At 66.0% G+C, this 17,007-nt stretch carries 16 protein-coding genes; 7 read left to right on the top strand and 9 right to left on the bottom strand.

Features of this window, described 5'->3' with window-relative positions:
• Positions 1–142: 142 nt before the first annotated feature.
• The gene (locus BMI89_RS06180) at positions 143–1,384 is read left to right on the top strand and encodes an FAD-dependent oxidoreductase (RefSeq protein WP_078570242.1); all 1,242 of its coding nucleotides are present in this window, start codon (positions 143–145) and stop codon (positions 1,382–1,384) included.
• Between the two features lie 25 nt (positions 1,385–1,409).
• The gene (locus BMI89_RS06175; RefSeq protein WP_078570241.1) at positions 1,410–2,333 is read left to right on the top strand and encodes an ornithine cyclodeaminase; all 924 of its coding nucleotides are present in this window, start codon (positions 1,410–1,412) and stop codon (positions 2,331–2,333) included.
• 3 nt (positions 2,334–2,336) lie between these two features.
• On the opposite strand, the gene BMI89_RS06170 is transcribed toward BMI89_RS06175, so the two are convergent.
• Genes BMI89_RS06170 through BMI89_RS06160 form a run of 3 tightly spaced genes read right to left on the bottom strand, consistent with a single transcriptional unit; the run spans position 2,337 to position 5,469 of the window.
• Positions 2,337–3,515: an aminotransferase class I/II-fold pyridoxal phosphate-dependent enzyme gene (locus BMI89_RS06170; RefSeq protein WP_078570240.1), complete on the bottom strand. Its 1,179-nt coding sequence runs from the start codon at positions 3,513–3,515 to the stop codon at positions 2,337–2,339.
• Between the two features lie 3 nt (positions 3,516–3,518).
• Positions 3,519–4,739 carry a TCR/Tet family MFS transporter gene (locus BMI89_RS06165; RefSeq protein ID WP_078570239.1) on the bottom strand — a complete coding sequence of 407 codons (1,221 nt, stop codon included), beginning with the start codon at positions 4,737–4,739 and terminating at the stop codon, positions 3,519–3,521.
• A gap of 58 nt (positions 4,740–4,797) precedes the next feature.
• A complete protein-coding gene (locus BMI89_RS06160) occupies positions 4,798–5,469 on the bottom strand; it encodes an HAD-IA family hydrolase (RefSeq protein WP_078570238.1) in 672 nt (223 codons plus the stop codon).
• 107 nt (positions 5,470–5,576) lie between these two features.
• Here BMI89_RS06160 and glmU point away from each other — a divergent pair, with 107 nt between their 5' ends.
• From glmU to BMI89_RS06145, 3 genes are read left to right on the top strand one after another with little or no spacing between them, the layout of a single operon-like run.
• Positions 5,577–6,923 carry a bifunctional UDP-N-acetylglucosamine diphosphorylase/glucosamine-1-phosphate N-acetyltransferase GlmU gene (gene glmU, locus BMI89_RS06155; protein ID WP_078519446.1) on the top strand — a complete coding sequence of 449 codons (1,347 nt, stop codon included), beginning with the start codon at positions 5,577–5,579 and terminating at the stop codon, positions 6,921–6,923.
• 3 nt (positions 6,924–6,926) lie between these two features.
• Positions 6,927–8,741: a glutamine--fructose-6-phosphate transaminase (isomerizing) gene (glmS, locus tag BMI89_RS06150; RefSeq protein WP_078570237.1), complete on the top strand. Its 1,815-nt coding sequence runs from the start codon at positions 6,927–6,929 to the stop codon at positions 8,739–8,741.
• Complete coding sequence (locus tag BMI89_RS06145; RefSeq protein WP_078570236.1) at positions 8,738–9,589, top strand: DNA alkylation repair protein; 852 nt, start codon at positions 8,738–8,740, stop codon at positions 9,587–9,589. The genes glmS and BMI89_RS06145 overlap by 4 nt, the downstream gene beginning before the upstream one ends.
• Here the strand turns inward: BMI89_RS06145 and BMI89_RS06140 are convergent.
• The 3 genes from BMI89_RS06140 to BMI89_RS06130 form a co-directional block, all read right to left on the bottom strand.
• Complete coding sequence (locus BMI89_RS06140; RefSeq protein ID WP_078570235.1) at positions 9,584–10,273, bottom strand: D-lyxose/D-mannose family sugar isomerase; 690 nt, start codon at positions 10,271–10,273, stop codon at positions 9,584–9,586. The two genes, BMI89_RS06145 and BMI89_RS06140, sit on opposite strands and share 6 nt — an antisense overlap.
• Positions 10,274–10,299: 26 nt before the next feature.
• Entirely contained in the window at positions 10,300–11,073 is a 774-nt protein-coding gene (locus BMI89_RS06135) for a gamma-glutamyl-gamma-aminobutyrate hydrolase family protein (protein WP_075774454.1), read from the bottom strand.
• Between the two features lie 123 nt (positions 11,074–11,196).
• A complete protein-coding gene (locus tag BMI89_RS06130; RefSeq protein ID WP_078570234.1) occupies positions 11,197–12,258 on the bottom strand; it encodes a Hint domain-containing protein in 1,062 nt (353 codons plus the stop codon).
• Between the two features lie 207 nt (positions 12,259–12,465).
• Here BMI89_RS06130 and BMI89_RS06125 point away from each other — a divergent pair, with 207 nt between their 5' ends.
• Entirely contained in the window at positions 12,466–12,702 is a 237-nt protein-coding gene (locus BMI89_RS06125; protein ID WP_078570233.1) for a hypothetical protein, read from the top strand.
• 11 nt (positions 12,703–12,713) lie between these two features.
• Positions 12,714–13,058 (top strand): hypothetical protein, encoded by a 345-nt coding sequence (locus tag BMI89_RS06120; RefSeq protein ID WP_078570232.1) that lies wholly within the window; start codon positions 12,714–12,716, stop codon positions 13,056–13,058.
• Between the two features lie 343 nt (positions 13,059–13,401).
• On the opposite strand, the gene BMI89_RS06115 is transcribed toward BMI89_RS06120, so the two are convergent.
• The 3 genes from BMI89_RS06115 to BMI89_RS06105 form a co-directional block, all read right to left on the bottom strand.
• Positions 13,402–14,640, bottom strand: coding sequence for an aminopeptidase (locus tag BMI89_RS06115; protein ID WP_078570231.1), 1,239 nt, complete (start codon positions 14,638–14,640; stop codon positions 13,402–13,404).
• An 80-nt stretch (positions 14,641–14,720) separates the two neighbouring features.
• Positions 14,721–15,692 carry a UDP-glucose 4-epimerase GalE gene (gene galE / locus BMI89_RS06110; RefSeq protein WP_078570230.1) on the bottom strand — a complete coding sequence of 324 codons (972 nt, stop codon included), beginning with the start codon at positions 15,690–15,692 and terminating at the stop codon, positions 14,721–14,723.
• Positions 15,693–16,997 (bottom strand): tetratricopeptide repeat protein, encoded by a 1,305-nt coding sequence (locus tag BMI89_RS06105; RefSeq protein WP_078570229.1) that lies wholly within the window; start codon positions 16,995–16,997, stop codon positions 15,693–15,695.
• Between the last annotated feature and the right edge of the window lie 10 nt (positions 16,998–17,007).

Genomic DNA, 17,007 nt, shown 5'->3' with positions numbered 1-17,007 from the left:
AATTGCCGAGTCGGGTCAAGGCCCGTGGGCTGGGACGCGGACAAAGGACGCAGCGGCACGAGCCACTGGCACAGGGGCTGGTCACTTGCAGTGATTGCCGCCACAAAGAGACCTGAGAGCTTGGAAACCAACGGGAGCGAAGATGGGCCAGCCACGTCATATCGTGATCGGAGCGGGGATCGTGGGCACGATGACCGCATGGGCGCTGGCCCGCCGCGGGTTGCCGGTGACGGTGATCGACCGCCTGCCCGGCCCGGCGGAGCTGTGTTCGCGCGCGAATGCCGGGATCGTCTCGATTGGCCATGCGAGCGCCTGGGCGGGACCGGATGCCTTGCCGCAACTGCTGCGCGCGATGGCGGGGCGCAATCCGGGCGTGAAGCTGACCGCGCCCTTCGATCCGGCGCTGTGGCGCTGGGGCACGACCTTCCTGCGCAACTGCACCGGGGCCGCGCAGGCACGCAATACCGCGCGGATGATGCGGCTGGCCGAGACCGCTCGCGCCGCCCTGCCCGACATGGCGCAGGAGCTGGGACTGGACGCGCTGATCCGCTTTGAAGGTGGGCTCTATCTTTATAACGCAACCGATGAGATCGACGCCCATGACGACGGGCGACTGACGCGGATCGACCCGGACTGGCTGGCCGAAAACGATCCGCTCTTGGCAGAGGCGGGTTTTGCGGGCGGGTTCCTCTCGCCGATGGATGCCGCGGGCAATTGCCACGAGGTGACCCGCGCCGCCGCCAAAGCCCTTGCCGCCAAGCACGGCGTGCAATTTCGCTACAACAGCGCGGTGACCGGCTTCACGCAGGCTCATGGCAAGATCACCGGGGTCAACCTCGCCGACGAGACGCTGCCCGCGGCGCAAGTGATCCTCGCCGCCGGGGTGGAGACGCCCGATTTGGCGCGGCCTCTGGGCTTTGCGCCGGATATCTACCCGGTGAAGGGTTATTCGGGGACATGGGAGGTGCGCGACCCGAGCCGCCTGCCCCGCCACCCTTATATCGACGAGGCCGCGATGCTGGCTGTGGCCTCTTATGGTGGTGTCTTGCGGGTGACCGCGATTGCCGAATTCGCCGGGCGCGACCGGACGCCGCGCGAGGATCGCACGAAGGTGCTGACCGATTACGTCGCCGCGCGTTTCGGCGATGCGGTGAGCGATGCACCACCGGTGCTGTGGACCGGATTGCGGCCCTCGACCCCGCATGGCCCGCCCTTCCTTGGTCGGGTGAAGTCTTACGACAACCTGTGGGTCAATGCAGGCCACGGGCAGCTGGGCTGGACGCTTTCGGCGGGCTGCGGTGCGCTACTGGCCGATGCGATCACCGGTGCCGCCAACGGGCCGCGCGAGGTGTCGGCCCCGGCGCGCTGGCTGGCGCCTCTGTGACGCCCGAGACAATGAAGGAGACGACATGAGCCCGAAGATCATCCCCTATGACATCGCTGAAAAGCTGGACTGGCCGGGCGCAATCGCGGCGCTGCGCGCGGGCCATACGCGCCCGAAGGCGGAGCTGGGCGATACGTTTCTCGGGCCCTCGGATGCGGTACTGCTGAGCCGCGCGGCCTATATTCCGGGGCTGGGTTACGGGGTGAAATCCTTCACCGTCTGCGACGGCAATGCGCAGGCGGGACTGCCGACGGTGCAAGGCGCGATGGTGGTGTTCGAGCCCGAGCATGGCCAGCCCACCGCGATCGTCGATTGCCCGCTGGTGACCGAGTTCAAGACCGCCGCCGATTCCGTTCTGGGCGCGCAGCTTCTCGCCCGCCAGGACAGCCGTCGTCTGTTGATCGTGGGCGGGGGCCGGGTCGCACGCTCGCTGATCGCGGCCTATGCGGCGGGCTTTCCGGGGCTGACGGAGATCACGCTCTGGACGCGCCGCCCCGAGCAGGCGCAGGAGCTGGCGGCTGACCCCGCCCCCGAGGGCATTAGCCTGCGCGCGGTGACCGATCTCGCCGAAGCCGTGGCAGAGGCCGATATCGTCAGCTGCGCCACGATGGCCCGCGCGCCCGTCTTGCAGGGCGCATGGGTAAAGCCCGGCACCCATGTCGATCTGATCGGAGCCTATAAGGCCGATATGCGCGAGGCCGACGATGCGCTGATCTCGACGGCGAGCCTCTTTGTCGACAGCCGCGACACCACGCTGGGCCATATCGGCGAGTTGCTGATCCCGATCCGCGAAGGGGTGATCACGCCCGAGGCGGTGAAGGCCGATCTCTACGATCTTATCGGCGGCGCGCGCGGGCGGGAAAGCGCCGAAGAGATCACGCTTTACAAGAATGGCGGTGGCGCGCATCTCGACCTGATGATCGCCGACTGGATCTCGCGCGCGGGGTGAAGATCAGGCCTCGGCCTCTTCGCGCAGGATGCGCGCGATCTGGGCGGCGTCATCCGTCGAGAAAGTCAGCGGCAGGCGCAGATCCAGCAGCGTCGCCAGCACCGCATCGGTGCGCGGCAGGTTCTGCGCCTCGGCATAACGCCAACTGTCATGGCGCGAGGTGAAGCCCGCAGGCTCATCCGCGCCGAACCATTTCAGCTCGACCCCGCGGGCCGCAGCCCGGGCGACAAAATCCAGCATCTCCGGGGCGGAGCGCCCCGGCAGGCGGAACTGGAAGGACGAGCCGACATAGCTCTCGGCCTCGGGGCGCTCGATCAGCGCGATGCCCTCCGCCCCGGCAAGCCCGGCTTCGACCTCACGGTACAGTGCATTCCAGCGCGCCACCCGATCCGCCAGCGTCGACAGTTGCGGACGCAGGATCGCGGCGCGCAGATGGTCCATCCGGCCCGAGACATTGGGCGTGTCGTATTTCAGCCCCTCGAACACCTCCGGGCCGGGCGCTGCGCGGTGCCGCTCGAAAAGCATGTAGCTGCCCGAGAGCAGGATCATCCGCGCCGCCAGCTCGGCATCGTCGGTCACGATCAGCCCGCCCTCGCCCGAATTCATGTGCTTGTAGGTCTGGGTCGAATAGCACCCGATCGCGCCATGCCGCCCCGAGTGAACCCCGGCCCATGTCGCCCCCATCGTATGGGCGCAATCCTCGATCACCGTCAGATCATGGGCGCGCGCGATCTCCATCAGCGCGTCCATGTCGCAGATATGGCCGCGCATATGTGACAGCATCAGCACCCGCGCCTGCGGGGCTTTCGCCGCCAGATCGTCAAGATCGATGGTCAGTTGATCCGTCACCTCGACCAGCACGGGCTTGCCACCGACCGCCGCGATCGCGCCGGGCACGGGGGCGAGCGTGAAGGCATTGGTCAGCACCGGATCGCCCGGGCCGACGCCTACGGCGCGCAGCGCGCAGCCCAGAGCGTAGCCGCCCGAGGCGACGGCGAGGCAATAGGGCGCACCAGTCAACCCGGCGAATTCTTCTTCCAGCAGCGCCACCTCGCCCGGCTCTCCGGGCAGCGTGTTGTATCGATGCAGGCGACCCGAGCGCATCACCTCGACGGCGCGTTCGATCGCATCTTCGGGGATCGGCTCCTGCTGGGTGAAGTTGCCTTTGAAGACCTCGGACATCGCTCAGACCTTTCTTGCGCGGATGAACAGCGCCAATGCCACCAGCAGGATCACGGAAGCCACGTAAAAGGCCATATCCGGCGTGCGGATCGGAGCGTTCTCGGCGAGGAATATCCCGAAGACTTGGGTGAAGAACAAGGTGCCCGCCAGCATTGCGAGGTTCATCAGCGCGGATATGCCACCCTGCAGCGCGCCCTGCGCATCCTCGGGCACCGCGTTGGACATCAGCGAGGCGATCATCGGATGCACCAGCCCCTCGATCCCGGTGATCAAGAGGACGATCAGGACCATTGCAAGCGAGGTCGACAGACCCAGTGCGATGGTCATGCCGATCCCGACAATCAGCCCGATCACCACCACCCGCGCCTCGCCCAGACGGGACGCGAGCGGACCGGCCAGCCCGCCCTGAAAGATCGCCGCGACGACCCCGTAGCCTGCAAGTGTCAGCCCCACCGTCCCCTCGGACCAGCCGAATTTCGCCATCCCCCAATAAGGCCAGATCGCGGGGTACACGGCGGAGGCGAAAAGATAGACGCCAAGGGCGGTGCCCATTGGCAGCACGCCCGGATAACGCGCGAAGACTTTCAGCGTGCCCAGCGGGTTGCAGGCGCGCCAGTCCACCGGACGGCGCAGGCCCTGGGGCAGGCTTTCGGGCAGCACGATCAGCCCGTAGATCAGGTTCAGCCCCGACAGCGCGGCCGCCACGAAGAACGGCACGCGGGGGCCAAGCTCGCCCAGAAACCCGCCAAGCGCGGGCCCTGCGATAAAGCCGAAGCCGAAGGCCGCGCCGATCAGACCGAAGGCGCGGGCGCGCTCGGCCGGTGGGGTGATATCGGCAAGATAGGCGTTCGCGATGACGTAGGACGCGCCGCAGATGCCCGCGACGATCCGGCCCACGAAGAGCCAGAGCAGCGTCGGCGCGAAGGCGTGAAACAGGTAATCGACGCCCAGACCGCCGATGGCGAGCAGCAAAAGCGGGCGCCGTCCGAACCGATCCGAGAGGTTGCCCATCAGCGGCGCGAACAGGAACTGCGCGAGGCTGAAGGCCGCGAACATCCAGCCGCCGATCCGGCTCGCCTGCGCCAGATCGACATGGCCGACATCCGCGATCAGCGAGGGCAGCACCGGGATGATCAGGCCGAACCCCACCATGTCGAGAAACACCGCGATCAGAACGAAGGCGGTGGCGTGAAAGCGCGATGGACCGATGGGGGCTGCGGTCATGGCCGTCGGCGGCCGCGTCTGAGGGGTGGTTTGGGGCGGCACAGCCCCGCCGAGGCGCTCACCCGAGCATCCGCGCGGCAAGCGCGGGCAGATCGTCGAAATGATCGAGCAGCGCCTCGGGTGCGAGCCGTTCGATGCCGCGCCCCTCCGGGCCGAAGGTCACAAGAACACAGGGGACGCCGACCGCGCGGGCGGTCTCGCGATCGGTATTGGTGTCGCCCACCAGCAGCGAGGTTTCCAGCTTGCCCCCGGCCCGCTCGACCGCCGCGAGATAGGGATCGGGCGAAGGTTTGCGCAGCGGAAGCGTATCGGCACCGATCAGCGCGTCGAAAAGCGCGGCGATCCCGAGCCGGTCGATCAGATCACGCGCGAGACCTTCGGGCTTGTTGGTGCAGACGGCCGTCGCAAAACCCTGATCGCGCAGCGTTTTCACTGCCGACTCCGCGCCGGGATAAAGCTGCGTATGGCGGTCGATATTCTCGCCGTAATGCGCAAGCAGCGGGTGATAATCGGCCTCGACCAGCTCGGCGACCTCCGCCTCCGGCAGCCCCAGCCGCCCATAGCCGGCCTTGAGCATCGCACGGCCACCATGGAAGGCGGTCAGCGCGTCCCCCGCCGGATCGAGAAGCGGCGCATGGCCGCGCGCCGTAAAGCAGGAATTTGCCGCTGCGATCAGGTCGGCGGAGGTATCCGCCAAAGTCCCGTCGAGGTCGAAAACCACTGTGCGCATTGCCTTTTGCTCCTTCCGTAACACCGCGAAAGGAAGCGTGAAGACGCACCACTTGCGGCAAGCAAGCCAATGGTTAAAACGGGGCCGAGCAGAAGAAAAGGTTTCTAATGGCGATTGCATTGATCACCCTCGCGGCGGGACAGGGCACCCGCATGAAATCCGACTTGCCGAAGGTGCTGCATCAGGTGGGCCGCGCGCCGCTGGTGGCGCATGCGCTGGCTGCCGGGCGCGCGCTCGAACCCGAGACCGTGATCGTGGTTGCGGGCCACGGTGCCGACAAGGTGAAGAAAGCCGTCGCGAAGGTCGATCCCGAGGCGCAGATCGTGCTTCAGGAAGAACAGCTCGGCACCGGCCATGCGGTGGCGCAGGCCCTGCCCGCGCTCGACGGGTTCGACGGCCGTGTGATCGTGCTTTACGGCGACACCCCCTTCATCCGGCCCGAGACGCTGGAGCGGCTGGCGGCGTCCGATGCGGCGGTGACCGTGCTCGGCTTCGAGGCGGCCGATCCGGGCCGTTACGGGCGTCTGGTGGCGCAGGGCGACACGCTGGATCGGATCGTGGAATTCAAGGATGCCACGGATGAAGAACGCGGCATAACCCTTTGCAACTCTGGCGTTATTGCCTGTGACGCAGTGCTTCTGACCGAACTGGTCGCGGGGCTGTCGAACGAGAATGCGTCGGGCGAATACTACCTCACCGATATCGTCGAAGCCGCGCGCAAGAAGGGTCTGACCGCGCAGGTCGTGACCTGTGACGAGGCCGAAACGCTGGGCATCAACACCCGCGCCGAGCTTGCCCGCGCCGAGGCCCTGTTCCAGGAGCGGATGCGCGCCGAGGCGATGGAAAACGGCGTGACCATGGTCGAGCCCACCAGCGTCTGGTTCGCGCTCGACACCTATATCAGCCGCGATGTCGTGCTGGGCCCGAATGTCGTCTTCGGCCCCGATGTGACCATCGAATCCGGTGCGGTGATCGAGGCCTTCTGCCATCTCGAAGGCTGCCACATCTCGCGTGGGGCGACGATCGGCCCCTTCGCCCGTCTGCGCCCCGGCGCGGAACTCGCCGAGGACGTGCATATCGGCAATTTCGTCGAGGTGAAGAACGCGATCCTCGCGGAAGGTGTGAAAGTCGGCCATCTGACCTATCTGGGCGATGCCGATATCGGGGAGCATACGAATATCGGCGCGGGCACGGTGACCTGCAATTACGACGGGGTGATGAAGCATCGCACCACCATCGGCGCGAACGCCTTCATCGGCTCGGACACGATGCTGGTGGCCCCGGTGACGGTGGGCGACGGCGCGCTGACGGGCTCGGGATCGGTGATCTCGAAAGACGTCCCTGCCGAGGCGATCGCGATCGAGCGCTCCGAGCAGGTGAACCGTCCGGGCCTCGCTACGAAGCTATTTGCGAAACTGCGCGCGGAGAAAGCGCGTCGCATGAAGAAAGATTGATAAATGTGTGGAATTATTGGCGTTCTGGGGAAGCACGAGGTTTCCCCCTGGCTCGTTGAGAGCCTCAAGAGATTGGAGTATCGCGGCTATGACAGTGCCGGGATCGCGACGGTAAATGCAGGCAAGCTGGACCGCCGCCGGGCCGTGGGCAAGCTTTGGAACCTGTCCGATCTGCTGGTGCATGAGCCCCTCCCGGGCAAGTCTGGCATCGGCCACACCCGCTGGGCGACCCATGGGGCTGCCACCCAGGGCAATGCGCATCCGCATCGCTCGGGGCCCGTCGCGGTCGTGCATAACGGCATCATCGAGAACTTCCGCGAGCTGCGGGCCGAGCTGGCCGAAGCCGGGATCACCCCGGAGACGCAGACGGATACCGAAACCGTCGCGCTGCTGACGCGGATGTTCATGGATCGCGGCATGGATGCGCGCGAGGCCGCCGTCGCGACGCTTGGCAAGCTCGAAGGCGCGTTCGCGCTGCTATGGCTCTTCGACGGCGAAGACGATCTGCTGATCGCGGCGCGCAAGGGCTCGCCGCTCGCGATCGGGCATGGCGACGGCGAGATGTTCGTGGGCTCGGACGCGATTGCGCTCGCGCCGATGACCGACCGGATCACCTATCTCGAAGAGGGCGATTACGCGTTCGTCACCCGCGCAGGCGCCGAGATTTTCGACGCCGAGGGCCGCCGCGCGAACCGCGACGAGAGCCGCATCGATCTGGGTCAGGCGCAGGTCGAAAAGGGTGGCTACAAGCACTTCATGGCGAAGGAAATCGCCGAGCAGCCCGTCGTGCTGGCTGACGCTTTGCGACATTATCTGCCCGAAACCGGGCTGAATCTGCCTGCGGAGTTGGACTTTTCCAACATCGACCGGATTATCCTGATCGCTTGCGGCACGGCGCATTATGCCTGCGCGGTGGCGAAATACTGGTTCGAAACCTTCGCCCGGATTCCGGTCGAGATCGACGTGGCCTCCGAATTCCGCTACCGCGAGCCGCCCCTGTCCGAGCGCAGCCTCGCCGTCTTCGTCAGCCAATCCGGCGAGACCGCCGATACGCTGGCCGCGCTGCGCTATTGCTCCGAGCGCGTTGCGAAGACCGTGGCCGTGGTCAACGTGCCCACCTCCTCCATCGCGCGCGAGGCGGACATCATGCTGCCGATCTTCGCGGGCGTCGAGGTCGGCGTAGCCTCGACCAAGGCGTTCACCGCGCAGCTGCTGGTTCTGGCCGTGATGGCGCTGAAAGCGGGCCGCGACCGGGATGAGACCGACGAGCCGACGCTGGGCAGTCATGCCGATACGCTGCGCGCCCTGCCCGGCCTGCTCAATCAGGCCCTGTCGATCTCCGAGCCGATCGCGCATCTCGCCGAGCAACTTGCCGAGGCGCAGGACATCCTCTTCCTCGGACGCGGCGCGATGTATCCGCTGGCACTGGAAGGGGCGCTGAAGCTCAAGGAAATCAGCTATATCCATGCCGAAGGCTATGCCTCGGGCGAGTTGAAGCACGGACCGATCGCACTCATCGATCGCTTAGTGCCGGTGATCGTGATGGCGCCGTATGACAAGCTCTTCGACAAGACCGTTTCGAACATGCAGGAGGTGATGGCGCGCCACGGGATGGTGCTGCTGGTCTCCGATGCCAAGGGCGTCAGTGCGGCGCAGGACGGCACTTGGGGCACGCTGCAAATGCCCGATATTGCGGAACCTTTCGCGCCGATCCTTTACGCGGTTCCGGCGCAGCTGCTGGCCTATCACACGGCGGTCGCGAAAGGCACCGACGTGGATCAGCCGCGCAACCTCGCCAAATCGGTGACGGTCGAATGAGCCGCAAGCGGGGCAAGAAACGCGTCGCGCGGCCGCGCGCGGCGGATTACGCGCCGCTCGACCCGGCGGAGGACGCCCGGCTGCGCGCCGAGGCCGAGGCCTATGCGGCCTCGGATGCGGAATATGAGGCCTTCGCCGAGGAAGAGGACGCCGACGCGCCGCTCGGCCCCCCGCCTACGCTGGAAGACGCGCTTTTCGCGCTGGAAAGCTGGGCGGATGCCGAGAAAGCCGCCGAGATGGCCGCTTATCACAAGGCGGAGCGGCGCTATCTGGGCATTGCCGTCCCCGCGATCGAGGACATGGTGGCGCTGTGGCGTGGCCAGCTCGACGTGCCGGGGCGCGTGGAGTTGGCGCGCGGGCTTTGGGACAGCGACATTCACGAGGCGCGGATCGCGGCGGCCAAGCTGCTGACGCAGGCGCGGCTGCGCCCCGACGGTGCCGCATGGGACTTGATCGCGAGCTGGGTGCCGCAATTCGACGCCTGGGCGATTGCCGATCATGCGGCCAAGGCGGGCTCGAAACGGCTTCAGGCCGAGCCGGCGCGGCTCGACGAGGTGGCCGACTGGGTGCGCTCGGATCACATGTGGACGCGGCGCGCGGCCTTCGTCTTCACCCTGCCCTGGACCAAGCAGCGCAACCCCAAGCCCGAGGACGAGGCGGTGCGCGATGAGGTTCTGGGTTGGGCCGCGCAACTGGCCGAGGATCGCGACTGGTTCATCCAGAAGGCCATCGCGTGGTGGCTCCGCGAGCTGAGCAAGAAAGACCCCGCCCGCGCACAGGCCTGGCTGGCCGAGCATGGCGAAAGGCTGAAGCCTTTCGCCCGCAAGGAAGCCAGTAAATACTTATGAAGCCAGGAACTTGTCGTAGTCGCTGACCAACAGATGGCGCGGCGCTTCGTCTTCCTCGATCTCGGAGAAGCGCCCGATATCTTCGCGGAAGGTATTGTCGGTATTGTCGTCGTTGACGGTCGAAACCTCGCCGATCAGAACGTCGCCGCCCTCGCCCCAGAAGGCATGCCAGTCACCGGGCCGCAGGGTCACGCTCTCGCCGGGGCGCAGGATCAGAACCTCGCCGGGCTCGTAATTGCGCGGGACGCCGTCGCACATCACCTGCCCGCCTGCACTCTCGTCGAATTTGCCATCCGCGTCGGAGCCATAGAGCTCGATCGCGAGGTCTGCGCCGCCGCGATTGATGATGTCCTCGGCCTTGATGATATGGGTATGCATCGGGCTGATCTGGTCCTTGCGCGAGATCAGGAGCTTCTCGGCATAGGCCATGCCATGGCCCGCCTGAAGATCGCGCAGATCGCCGTTGCGCAGGGTAAAGAGAAACAGGCCCAGCTTGTCGAAATCGCCCTGCCCGTAATCGGTGATATCCCAGCCCATCGCGGCATCCACGATGCGCTGTGCCTGCGGCAGGCGCGCCTTGAACTCGGCCGGGCTCCACCATGCGAAGGGCGGCAGGCGGAAGCCGAATTCCTGGATCATTTCCTCGGCCGCGGCCATGATTTCGTTCACGCGCGAGCGTTTCATCTGTCTCTCCGTTTTGTCTTTGCGGCTCAGGCGACGCAGGCGGCGGGCCGTTCGCCGCGCGCCCAAGCACGCACCGCATCGCCGAATGCCTCAAACAGAGGGCGCGAGACCGGATCTTCCGCCGCACGCCATTCGGGATGCCATTGCACCGATAGGGTAAACCCCGGCGCGTCCTTAACATAGATCGCCTCGGGCGTACCATCGGGGGCGCGCCCTTCGATCACAATCCGGGTACCGGCGGTGCAGACGCCCTGCCCGTGCAGCGTGTTGGTCTCGACCTCATCCGCGCCGAAGAGACGCGCGAACCGGCCGCCGGGGGTGAGCGTGACCATGTGGCGGTTGGAGAATCCTTCTTCGAGCGTGCCTTCCGGCGGCATCCGGTGGTTCAACCGGCCCGGAAGCTCGCGGATCTCGGGGTGGAGCGTGCCGCCCATCGCGACGTTGACCTCCTGAAAGCCCCGGCAGATGCCAAGGAAGGGCTGCCCGTTTTCGACACAGGCGCGCACCAGCGGTAGTGTGATCGCGTCGCGGGCGCGGTCGAAAGTGCCGTGCTTCTCGGTCGGTTCCTCGCCATATTCATGCGGATGGACGTTCGGCCGCCCGCCGGTCAGCAGGAAGCCGTCGCAAACCTCCATCAATTCCTGAACCGACACATATTCGGGATCGGCGGGGATCAGCAGCGGGATGCAATCGGAGACCTTGCTCACCGCTTCCGAGTTGAGCTGCCCGCCTTCGTGGACGGGGTAGCGGTCACCTACCAGGCCTCTATTGCCGATGATGCCGACGACGGGTCTGGTCATTGATATCTCCTTTGTCCCGAAGCTAAGGCGACGTTCGGGCAGAGAAAAGGCGCAAAATGCGCACGAAGCCGTGCATCTGACGCACAGCCCAAGCCTGCAGCGATTTCCAGCGGATTTGCCCGTTCAGGCGGCCAGATCGTGGCGCAGGATAGCGGCCTCGGAGGGCTTGAGCGCACGGCGCGCGAAGGCCCCATAGCTGAGCGGATTTTCCTCGACCTCGGGCACCAGCGCCTCGAGCCCGGCGCGCTGGTCGCGGCCGATCATCTCGAGCCGGGTGGAGGCCGGGTGGAAGCTCTCGGTTTCCAGCCCGTTCGCGGTCAGCACCTGATGGCGTTCGAACATCAGGTGGATGTATCTCAGGCCGCGCAGCGCGCCCTCGAAGCGGATCTGGCGGCCATTCACCAGATCGCAGGCACGCACCAGCACCTCGTCTTCGGCGAACAGCGCCTGTGCCGCGCGTCCGCGCACCAGCATCCGGTGCTGAGGCGACACGATCAGATCGCGATCGGGCCGGGCGATGCCGAAAGCCCCAGCCGAGATCCGCACCGGGCGCAGATGCGGCATCGCGTGAAGCCGCGCGCCCGAGATGTCGCGCCGACCGATCCAGCAGATCGGCTGCGCCCCGTCATCGCGGGTCAGCACGCGGTCGCCTTCGCGCAACGCCTCGACCGGACGGCGGCCCCGGTCGGTCTCGATCAGCGTGCCGGGGGTAAAACAGATGACGCCCGCAGGCCCCTGCCGCGCCGCTTTCGGGCGCAGGTCTAGCGCCCGGTCGACCACCCAGAGATCGCTGTCCACCGGCGGCATCCGACCGGCGAACATCAGGATGCGCGTGCCGCTTTCGGGCAGCTCGATCAGGGTGACGACATAGGCGTGATAGCCATCGGTCACGGTAAAGCTTTGATTGGGCGTATCGGTCTCGTCGGGATCGTCGAGCGTTCGCGGATGTCCCACGGCCTCGCCCAGCAGGCGACGCACCGCGCGGGCGGCTTTCGTGCGCCGCTCCGCCTCGCCGCGCGCATTGTGCAAGATGAGCCGATCATTGGGCCCGTCCACGCAGATCGCCTGTCCTGTCCACCGCCAACATGCCCCCACGGTCACGACCTCAAGCGGCGGCACCGGAGTGCCATCGATTTCCGTCTGCGCCCATGAAATGACGAAGGTGCCCTGATAGCCCGCCTTCATTGCCCAAATCCTGCCCGTATTTTTGCGAGAGCTTATGTCTGCCCTCTGCTTGTTGATTGTCACGGTATCATGATGAATTCGCGATGTGAATCCCCATCTTGACGCTTAGGGCAAGCGGCCTTCACCGAAACTTGCGCGCGACCACGCTTGTCCCCCGCGCGCGCAACTGCATTTTCCGATAAGAAGAGCACCCTGAGGAGACTCATGATGAAAGCAATCGCCCTGATCGCCGCCCTCGCCTGCGCCGCGCTGCCGTCGCTGGCCGCCGCGCAGCAGCAGCCGCTCAATGCGCTGGAGATTCAGCACGTGCATTCCCTCGTCGGCAATGTCGACCTGTCCAACCTGACTGACCGCCAGATCGTGCAGATCAAGGATGCGCTGATTCAGAATGTCGACCGGACCGCTAAGGAAACGCTGATCCGTATGGCCCTGAAGAAAAAGTGAGGAAACTGCCTATGACGACCCGTTTTACCGCCGTAACTTTCGGTTGCAGCCTTGCAGTGGCGCTTGGCCTTGGCGTCGGGATCGCGCAAGCCGGTGTCACGTCGCAGCCACCCGCTGACCTTGGCCCGCAAGCTCCCGCGAAGAGCTCGAGCGGGTCCGACCCGGCCTATTTCATGCCCGCCGACCCGCATCTCAGCATGTTCGATCAAGCGCGCGCTGCGGAGTTTACGAACGGGAAGAAACTCAACAACATCGGCTTCACGCAGGTCGCCGCGATCGAGAATGCGCTGATCCATCCCTCGCTCGCGCAGAACCGCGAAAAACTGATCTCGAAGAGCCTCGATACCGGGCACTAAGCGGGCGGAAATCTCGAATTCTTGCTTGTCAGGCTGGGCACCGCCCGGCCTGAACGCGTTTTCGGGGAGGAGGATCGAAAACCTGCGTCGGCCGGGCGGCCCTTCACACAGCGCAAGGGTGCGCGAGTTGCCCAAGAGGGTCGGCCAAGCCCGACCCGTATGTTCAGAGTTCGCCCAGTTTCCGTTTCCGTCAAGCAGCGCCCGCGTTCAGCGGCGCCATCCTACGCCGGGTGCATCGAACTGCGCGAGATGAGGCGGAATTCCTCACGTCCGCACAAAAAATAAGCGCCCGACACACCAATCGGCGTGCCGGGCGCTAAACTTTGTCAGGTTCCGCGGCCTATCAGGCCCATTCGCCCTTACGGAAAACCGGGACGCGGGTGCCGTCGGGCTTGATGCCGTCGATATCGGTCTCGGGGCCGCCGATCATCCAGTCGACATGGATCATCGAGCTGTTTCCGCCCTTCGCCGCGACTTCCTCTTCGCTCAGTTCACCGCCATTGACGAAGCATTTCGAATAGCACTGCCCCATCGCGATATGGCAGGCCGCGTTCTCGTCATAGAGCGTGTTGAAGAACAGCAGCCCCGAGGCCGAGATCGGCGAGCCATGCGGCACCAGAGCGACCTCGCCCAGACGGCGCGCGCCCTCGTCCGTGTCGATCAGCTTCTGCAGCACCGCCTCGCCACGGCTGGCCTTCGCCTCGACCACTTTGCCGCCCTCGAAGCGCATCTCGATATTCTCGATCAGGCTGCCTTGATGCGACAGCGGCTTGGTCGCGCGAACGACCCCGTCGACGCGCTCGGCATGGGGCGTGGTGAAGACCTCTTCAGTCGGGATATTCGGGTTGCAGACGACGCCGTTATTGGCCTCGGAGGCACCACCGCTCCATTCGTGATCGTCGGCGAGGCCCACGGTCAGATCGGTGCCGCCACCGGTGAAATGCAGCGCCGAGAAGCGCTGCTCGTTCAGCCAGTCACGGCGCTTGCGCAGGGCCGCGTTATGCGCCTCCCATGCGGCGACGGGATCGGGTTGATCGGCGCGCGAGGCGGCGAAGATCGCGTCGGCCAGTTTGCCCACGGCTTCCTCTTCCGGCAGATCGGGGAAGACGCGCTTGGCCCAGGCCACGGTCGGGTAGCTTACGATCGACCAGTTGATCTCGAAATTCGAGATTTTCTCCAGTGCCGGTTTATAGGCGATGGAGTTGGCCTTGCCTGCGCGCGAGACTTTCTCCGGGTCCTGTTCCGACAGCAGCATCGGGTCTTCGCCGACGATCGCCATGCGGGCCGCGCCGGCCTCATAGGCCTTCGCCATGCCCTGATAGAGCCAGTCGGGCGCGCGGTCGAAGCTTTCGTCCTTCGCGTTCTCAAAGCGGGCCAGCGTGATCTGACCATCGCTGAGGATCGGGGTGAAGGTGCCTGCGCCCGCGCGATAGGCTTCGGCGGCGATCCGGCGCACCAGCGGCAGCGCCTCGACGGGCGCGGTCAGCACCAGATCCTGACCGTCTTGCAGGTTCAGACCCACCTGCACGGCAACCTCGGCCAGCCGGTCGAGAAGTTGCGGATCGATTGCGTCGCTTGCCATGAGAGCCTCCTGAATTGCGTTGAGGCGCAAGATAGATGGCTGGGCGGCAGGCTCAACCCCGGCAGAGCACGAACCCGAGGTCAGAGGCCGAACCACGGGGCGGCATGGGACACGATCTCGTCAAGTTCACGGTAACGCGCGCTAAAGCCCAGAGCGTCGCGCGCCCGCGATGGATCGGCCACCAGTTCCGCCGGATCGCCGGGGCGGCGTGGGGCGTCCTCGAAGGGCACCTTGCGCCCCGTCACCCGCTCGACCGAGGCGATCACCTCGCGGATCGACGCGCCCCGCCCGGTGCCGAGGTTCAGTTTCAGGCTGTCGCCGCCGCCCTGCAGGTGATCGAGCGCCAGAAGATGCGCGCGGGCCAGATCGTCGACATGGATGTAGTCGCGGATGCAGGTGCCGTCGGGCGTCGGATAATCTGTGCCGAAGACCTTCACCGCCGGTCCCTGCCCCGAGGCCGCGCGCAGCACCAGCGGGATCAGATGGGTCTCGGGATCATGCCGCTCGCCGATCTCGCCGCTGGGATCGGCGCCGCTCGCGTTGAAATAGCGCAGGGCCGCGAAGCGCAGATCGGTCGCGGCGGCGGCATCCTCCAGCATCCATTCGCAGATCAGCTTGCTGCGGCCATAGGGGTTGATCGGGTTCTGCGGCGTGTCCTCGGAGATCGGCAGCGTCTCGGGCGTGCCATAGGTGGCGCAGCTCGACGAGAAGACGATCTTGTCGAGCCCCACCGCCTGCATCGCGCTCAGAAGGGCGGTCATCCCGCCCAGATTGACGTCGTAATAGCGGGTGGGCTCGGCCACGCTCTCGCCGACATAGGCCAGCGCCGCGAAATGGATCACAGCGTCGATCCGGTGCTCCTTGAGCGTTTTCTCGACCAGTTCCCGGTCGCGCAGATCGCCCTCGACGAGAGGCCCCCAGCGCACCGCATCGGCATGGCCGCGCGACAGATCGTCGAAGACGACGGGGGCGTGCCCCGCCGCAGCCAGCGCCTTGCAGCAATGCGACCCGATGAAGCCCGCGCCGCCTGTAACCAGAACCTTCGATGTCACTTACGAGCCCCACCCTTCGCGCAGCATCGCGCCGACGATCTCGGGCGCCAGAACCCCGTCACGGCAGGCCATATCGCCCGGCATCGTGCCACAGGCGCGTTCCATCGCACGCAGTGTGCCGCGCCCGGCGAACCCGTCGAGCGGGCCGCGATACAGCCCTTTATCGGCAAGGTCTTTCTGGATCATATAGACCGCGAGCCGCGGGTTGGCCTTGAACAGATCGCGGGCCTCGGCGGCATTCATCTTCGCCCGGGCGGGCGCGATCTCTCCTGCGAGCGGCGCAAAATCGGCATCGTGCCGATGCCTCGCCACACGGATCGTCATCGCGTAATTCGCACGTTCTTCGGGCGTGAACAGATCGCTATGCGCGTCAAGGAAGTCCGCCGCCCCTTTGGGATCGCGCCGAACGTTATAGGAATTGCCGTCGCGCAGGAGCCCGACCAAGTAGCGTGCCGCAGTCCGGTTACCCGCTTCGGCAGCCTCGCGCAGTTGCGCCACGGCCTGTTTGCCATCGCCGCGCATCGAGATACCCCAGATGCGGCGCGTGGCGTCGAGCACTTCGATCCGCTCGTTTCCGGCCGCTCGGGCGGCCTTGGCATAGCCGTCGAACTTCGCGCGCGACGCTTTGCCGCCACCGAGATAGCCATACATCGCGCCCTCGGCCAGCGTCGCATAAGCGCCATCGACACCCGCCGCGCCAGCGCGTTCGAGAAACGCCTGCGCTGTCTTCGGATCGCGCTGCGACCACATCAGCGTCTCGCCGTATTTCCACAATCCGGTCGCGTCGCCCGCCTCTGCTGCGGTCTCGAACAGGTCGCGCGCCTTGGCATAATCGCGCGGCAGTCCCGTTCCGTAGAGATAGGCCTCGCCCAAGATCAGCGCCGCTTTCGCATCGCCCTTTGCGATCTGCGTCTCAAGCAGGTCGACCCCGCGCGCAGTGTCGCGTGGCAAAGCCCAGCCGCCGATCAGCTGCTTGCCCAACAGACGGTGCGCATCCCAGCTGCCCGCTTCGACCGCCTGTTCGAGATAGCCTACGGCGCGATCACGATCCGCAGCGACAGGACCGCCCCAGAGGAGCAGGTCACCTGCGGCCAAAGCTGCTTCGGGATCGCCTTGCGCCGCGGCGTCCTCCAACATCGAGAGCCCGGCCTGTGGATCGGGCTTCATATCGCCAGAACCCCAGACGAGCGCCTGCGCGCGTTCGGTGACGTCGGGTTTCGTTTCGTCCGCGAGGAGCGGCGCGCTGACCGTGCACAAAGCCAGAGCGACCACTCCGAGCGGTTTGGTCCAAATCTTGCGTGACATAGGTCCTCCC

It is taken from the genome of Thioclava sp. F36-7 (assembly GCF_002020075.1).
GTDB classification, from domain to species: domain Bacteria; phylum Pseudomonadota; class Alphaproteobacteria; order Rhodobacterales; family Rhodobacteraceae; genus Thioclava; species Thioclava sediminum.
This window is presented reverse-complemented; position numbering and strand designations above follow the sequence as displayed.

Coding starts and splice junctions, on each gene's coding strand:
- BMI89_RS06165 (WP_078570239.1), bottom strand. CDS start 4,739: ATGACCGCAGCCCCCATCGGTCCATCGCGCTTTCACGCCACCGCCTTC.
- BMI89_RS06145 (WP_078570236.1), top strand. CDS start 8,738: ATGAGCCGCAAGCGGGGCAAGAAACGCGTCGCGCGGCCGCGCGCGGCG.
- BMI89_RS06135 (WP_075774454.1), bottom strand. CDS start 11,073: ATGACCAGACCCGTCGTCGGCATCATCGGCAATAGAGGCCTGGTAGGT.
- BMI89_RS06125 (WP_078570233.1), top strand. CDS start 12,466: ATGAAAGCAATCGCCCTGATCGCCGCCCTCGCCTGCGCCGCGCTGCCG.
- BMI89_RS06105 (WP_078570229.1), bottom strand. CDS start 16,997: ATGTCACGCAAGATTTGGACCAAACCGCTCGGAGTGGTCGCTCTGGCT.
- BMI89_RS06175 (WP_078570241.1), top strand. CDS start 1,410: ATGAGCCCGAAGATCATCCCCTATGACATCGCTGAAAAGCTGGACTGG.
- BMI89_RS06160 (WP_078570238.1), bottom strand. CDS start 5,469: ATGCGCACAGTGGTTTTCGACCTCGACGGGACTTTGGCGGATACCTCC.
- BMI89_RS06170 (WP_078570240.1), bottom strand. CDS start 3,515: ATGTCCGAGGTCTTCAAAGGCAACTTCACCCAGCAGGAGCCGATCCCC.
- glmU (WP_078519446.1), top strand. CDS start 5,577: ATGGCGATTGCATTGATCACCCTCGCGGCGGGACAGGGCACCCGCATG.
- BMI89_RS06130 (WP_078570234.1), bottom strand. CDS start 12,258: ATGAAGGCGGGCTATCAGGGCACCTTCGTCATTTCATGGGCGCAGACG.
- BMI89_RS06140 (WP_078570235.1), bottom strand. CDS start 10,273: ATGAAACGCTCGCGCGTGAACGAAATCATGGCCGCGGCCGAGGAAATG.
- BMI89_RS06180 (WP_078570242.1), top strand. CDS start 143: ATGGGCCAGCCACGTCATATCGTGATCGGAGCGGGGATCGTGGGCACG.
- BMI89_RS06120 (WP_078570232.1), top strand. CDS start 12,714: ATGACGACCCGTTTTACCGCCGTAACTTTCGGTTGCAGCCTTGCAGTG.
- BMI89_RS06115 (WP_078570231.1), bottom strand. CDS start 14,640: ATGGCAAGCGACGCAATCGATCCGCAACTTCTCGACCGGCTGGCCGAG.
- glmS (WP_078570237.1), top strand. CDS start 6,927: ATGTGTGGAATTATTGGCGTTCTGGGGAAGCACGAGGTTTCCCCCTGG.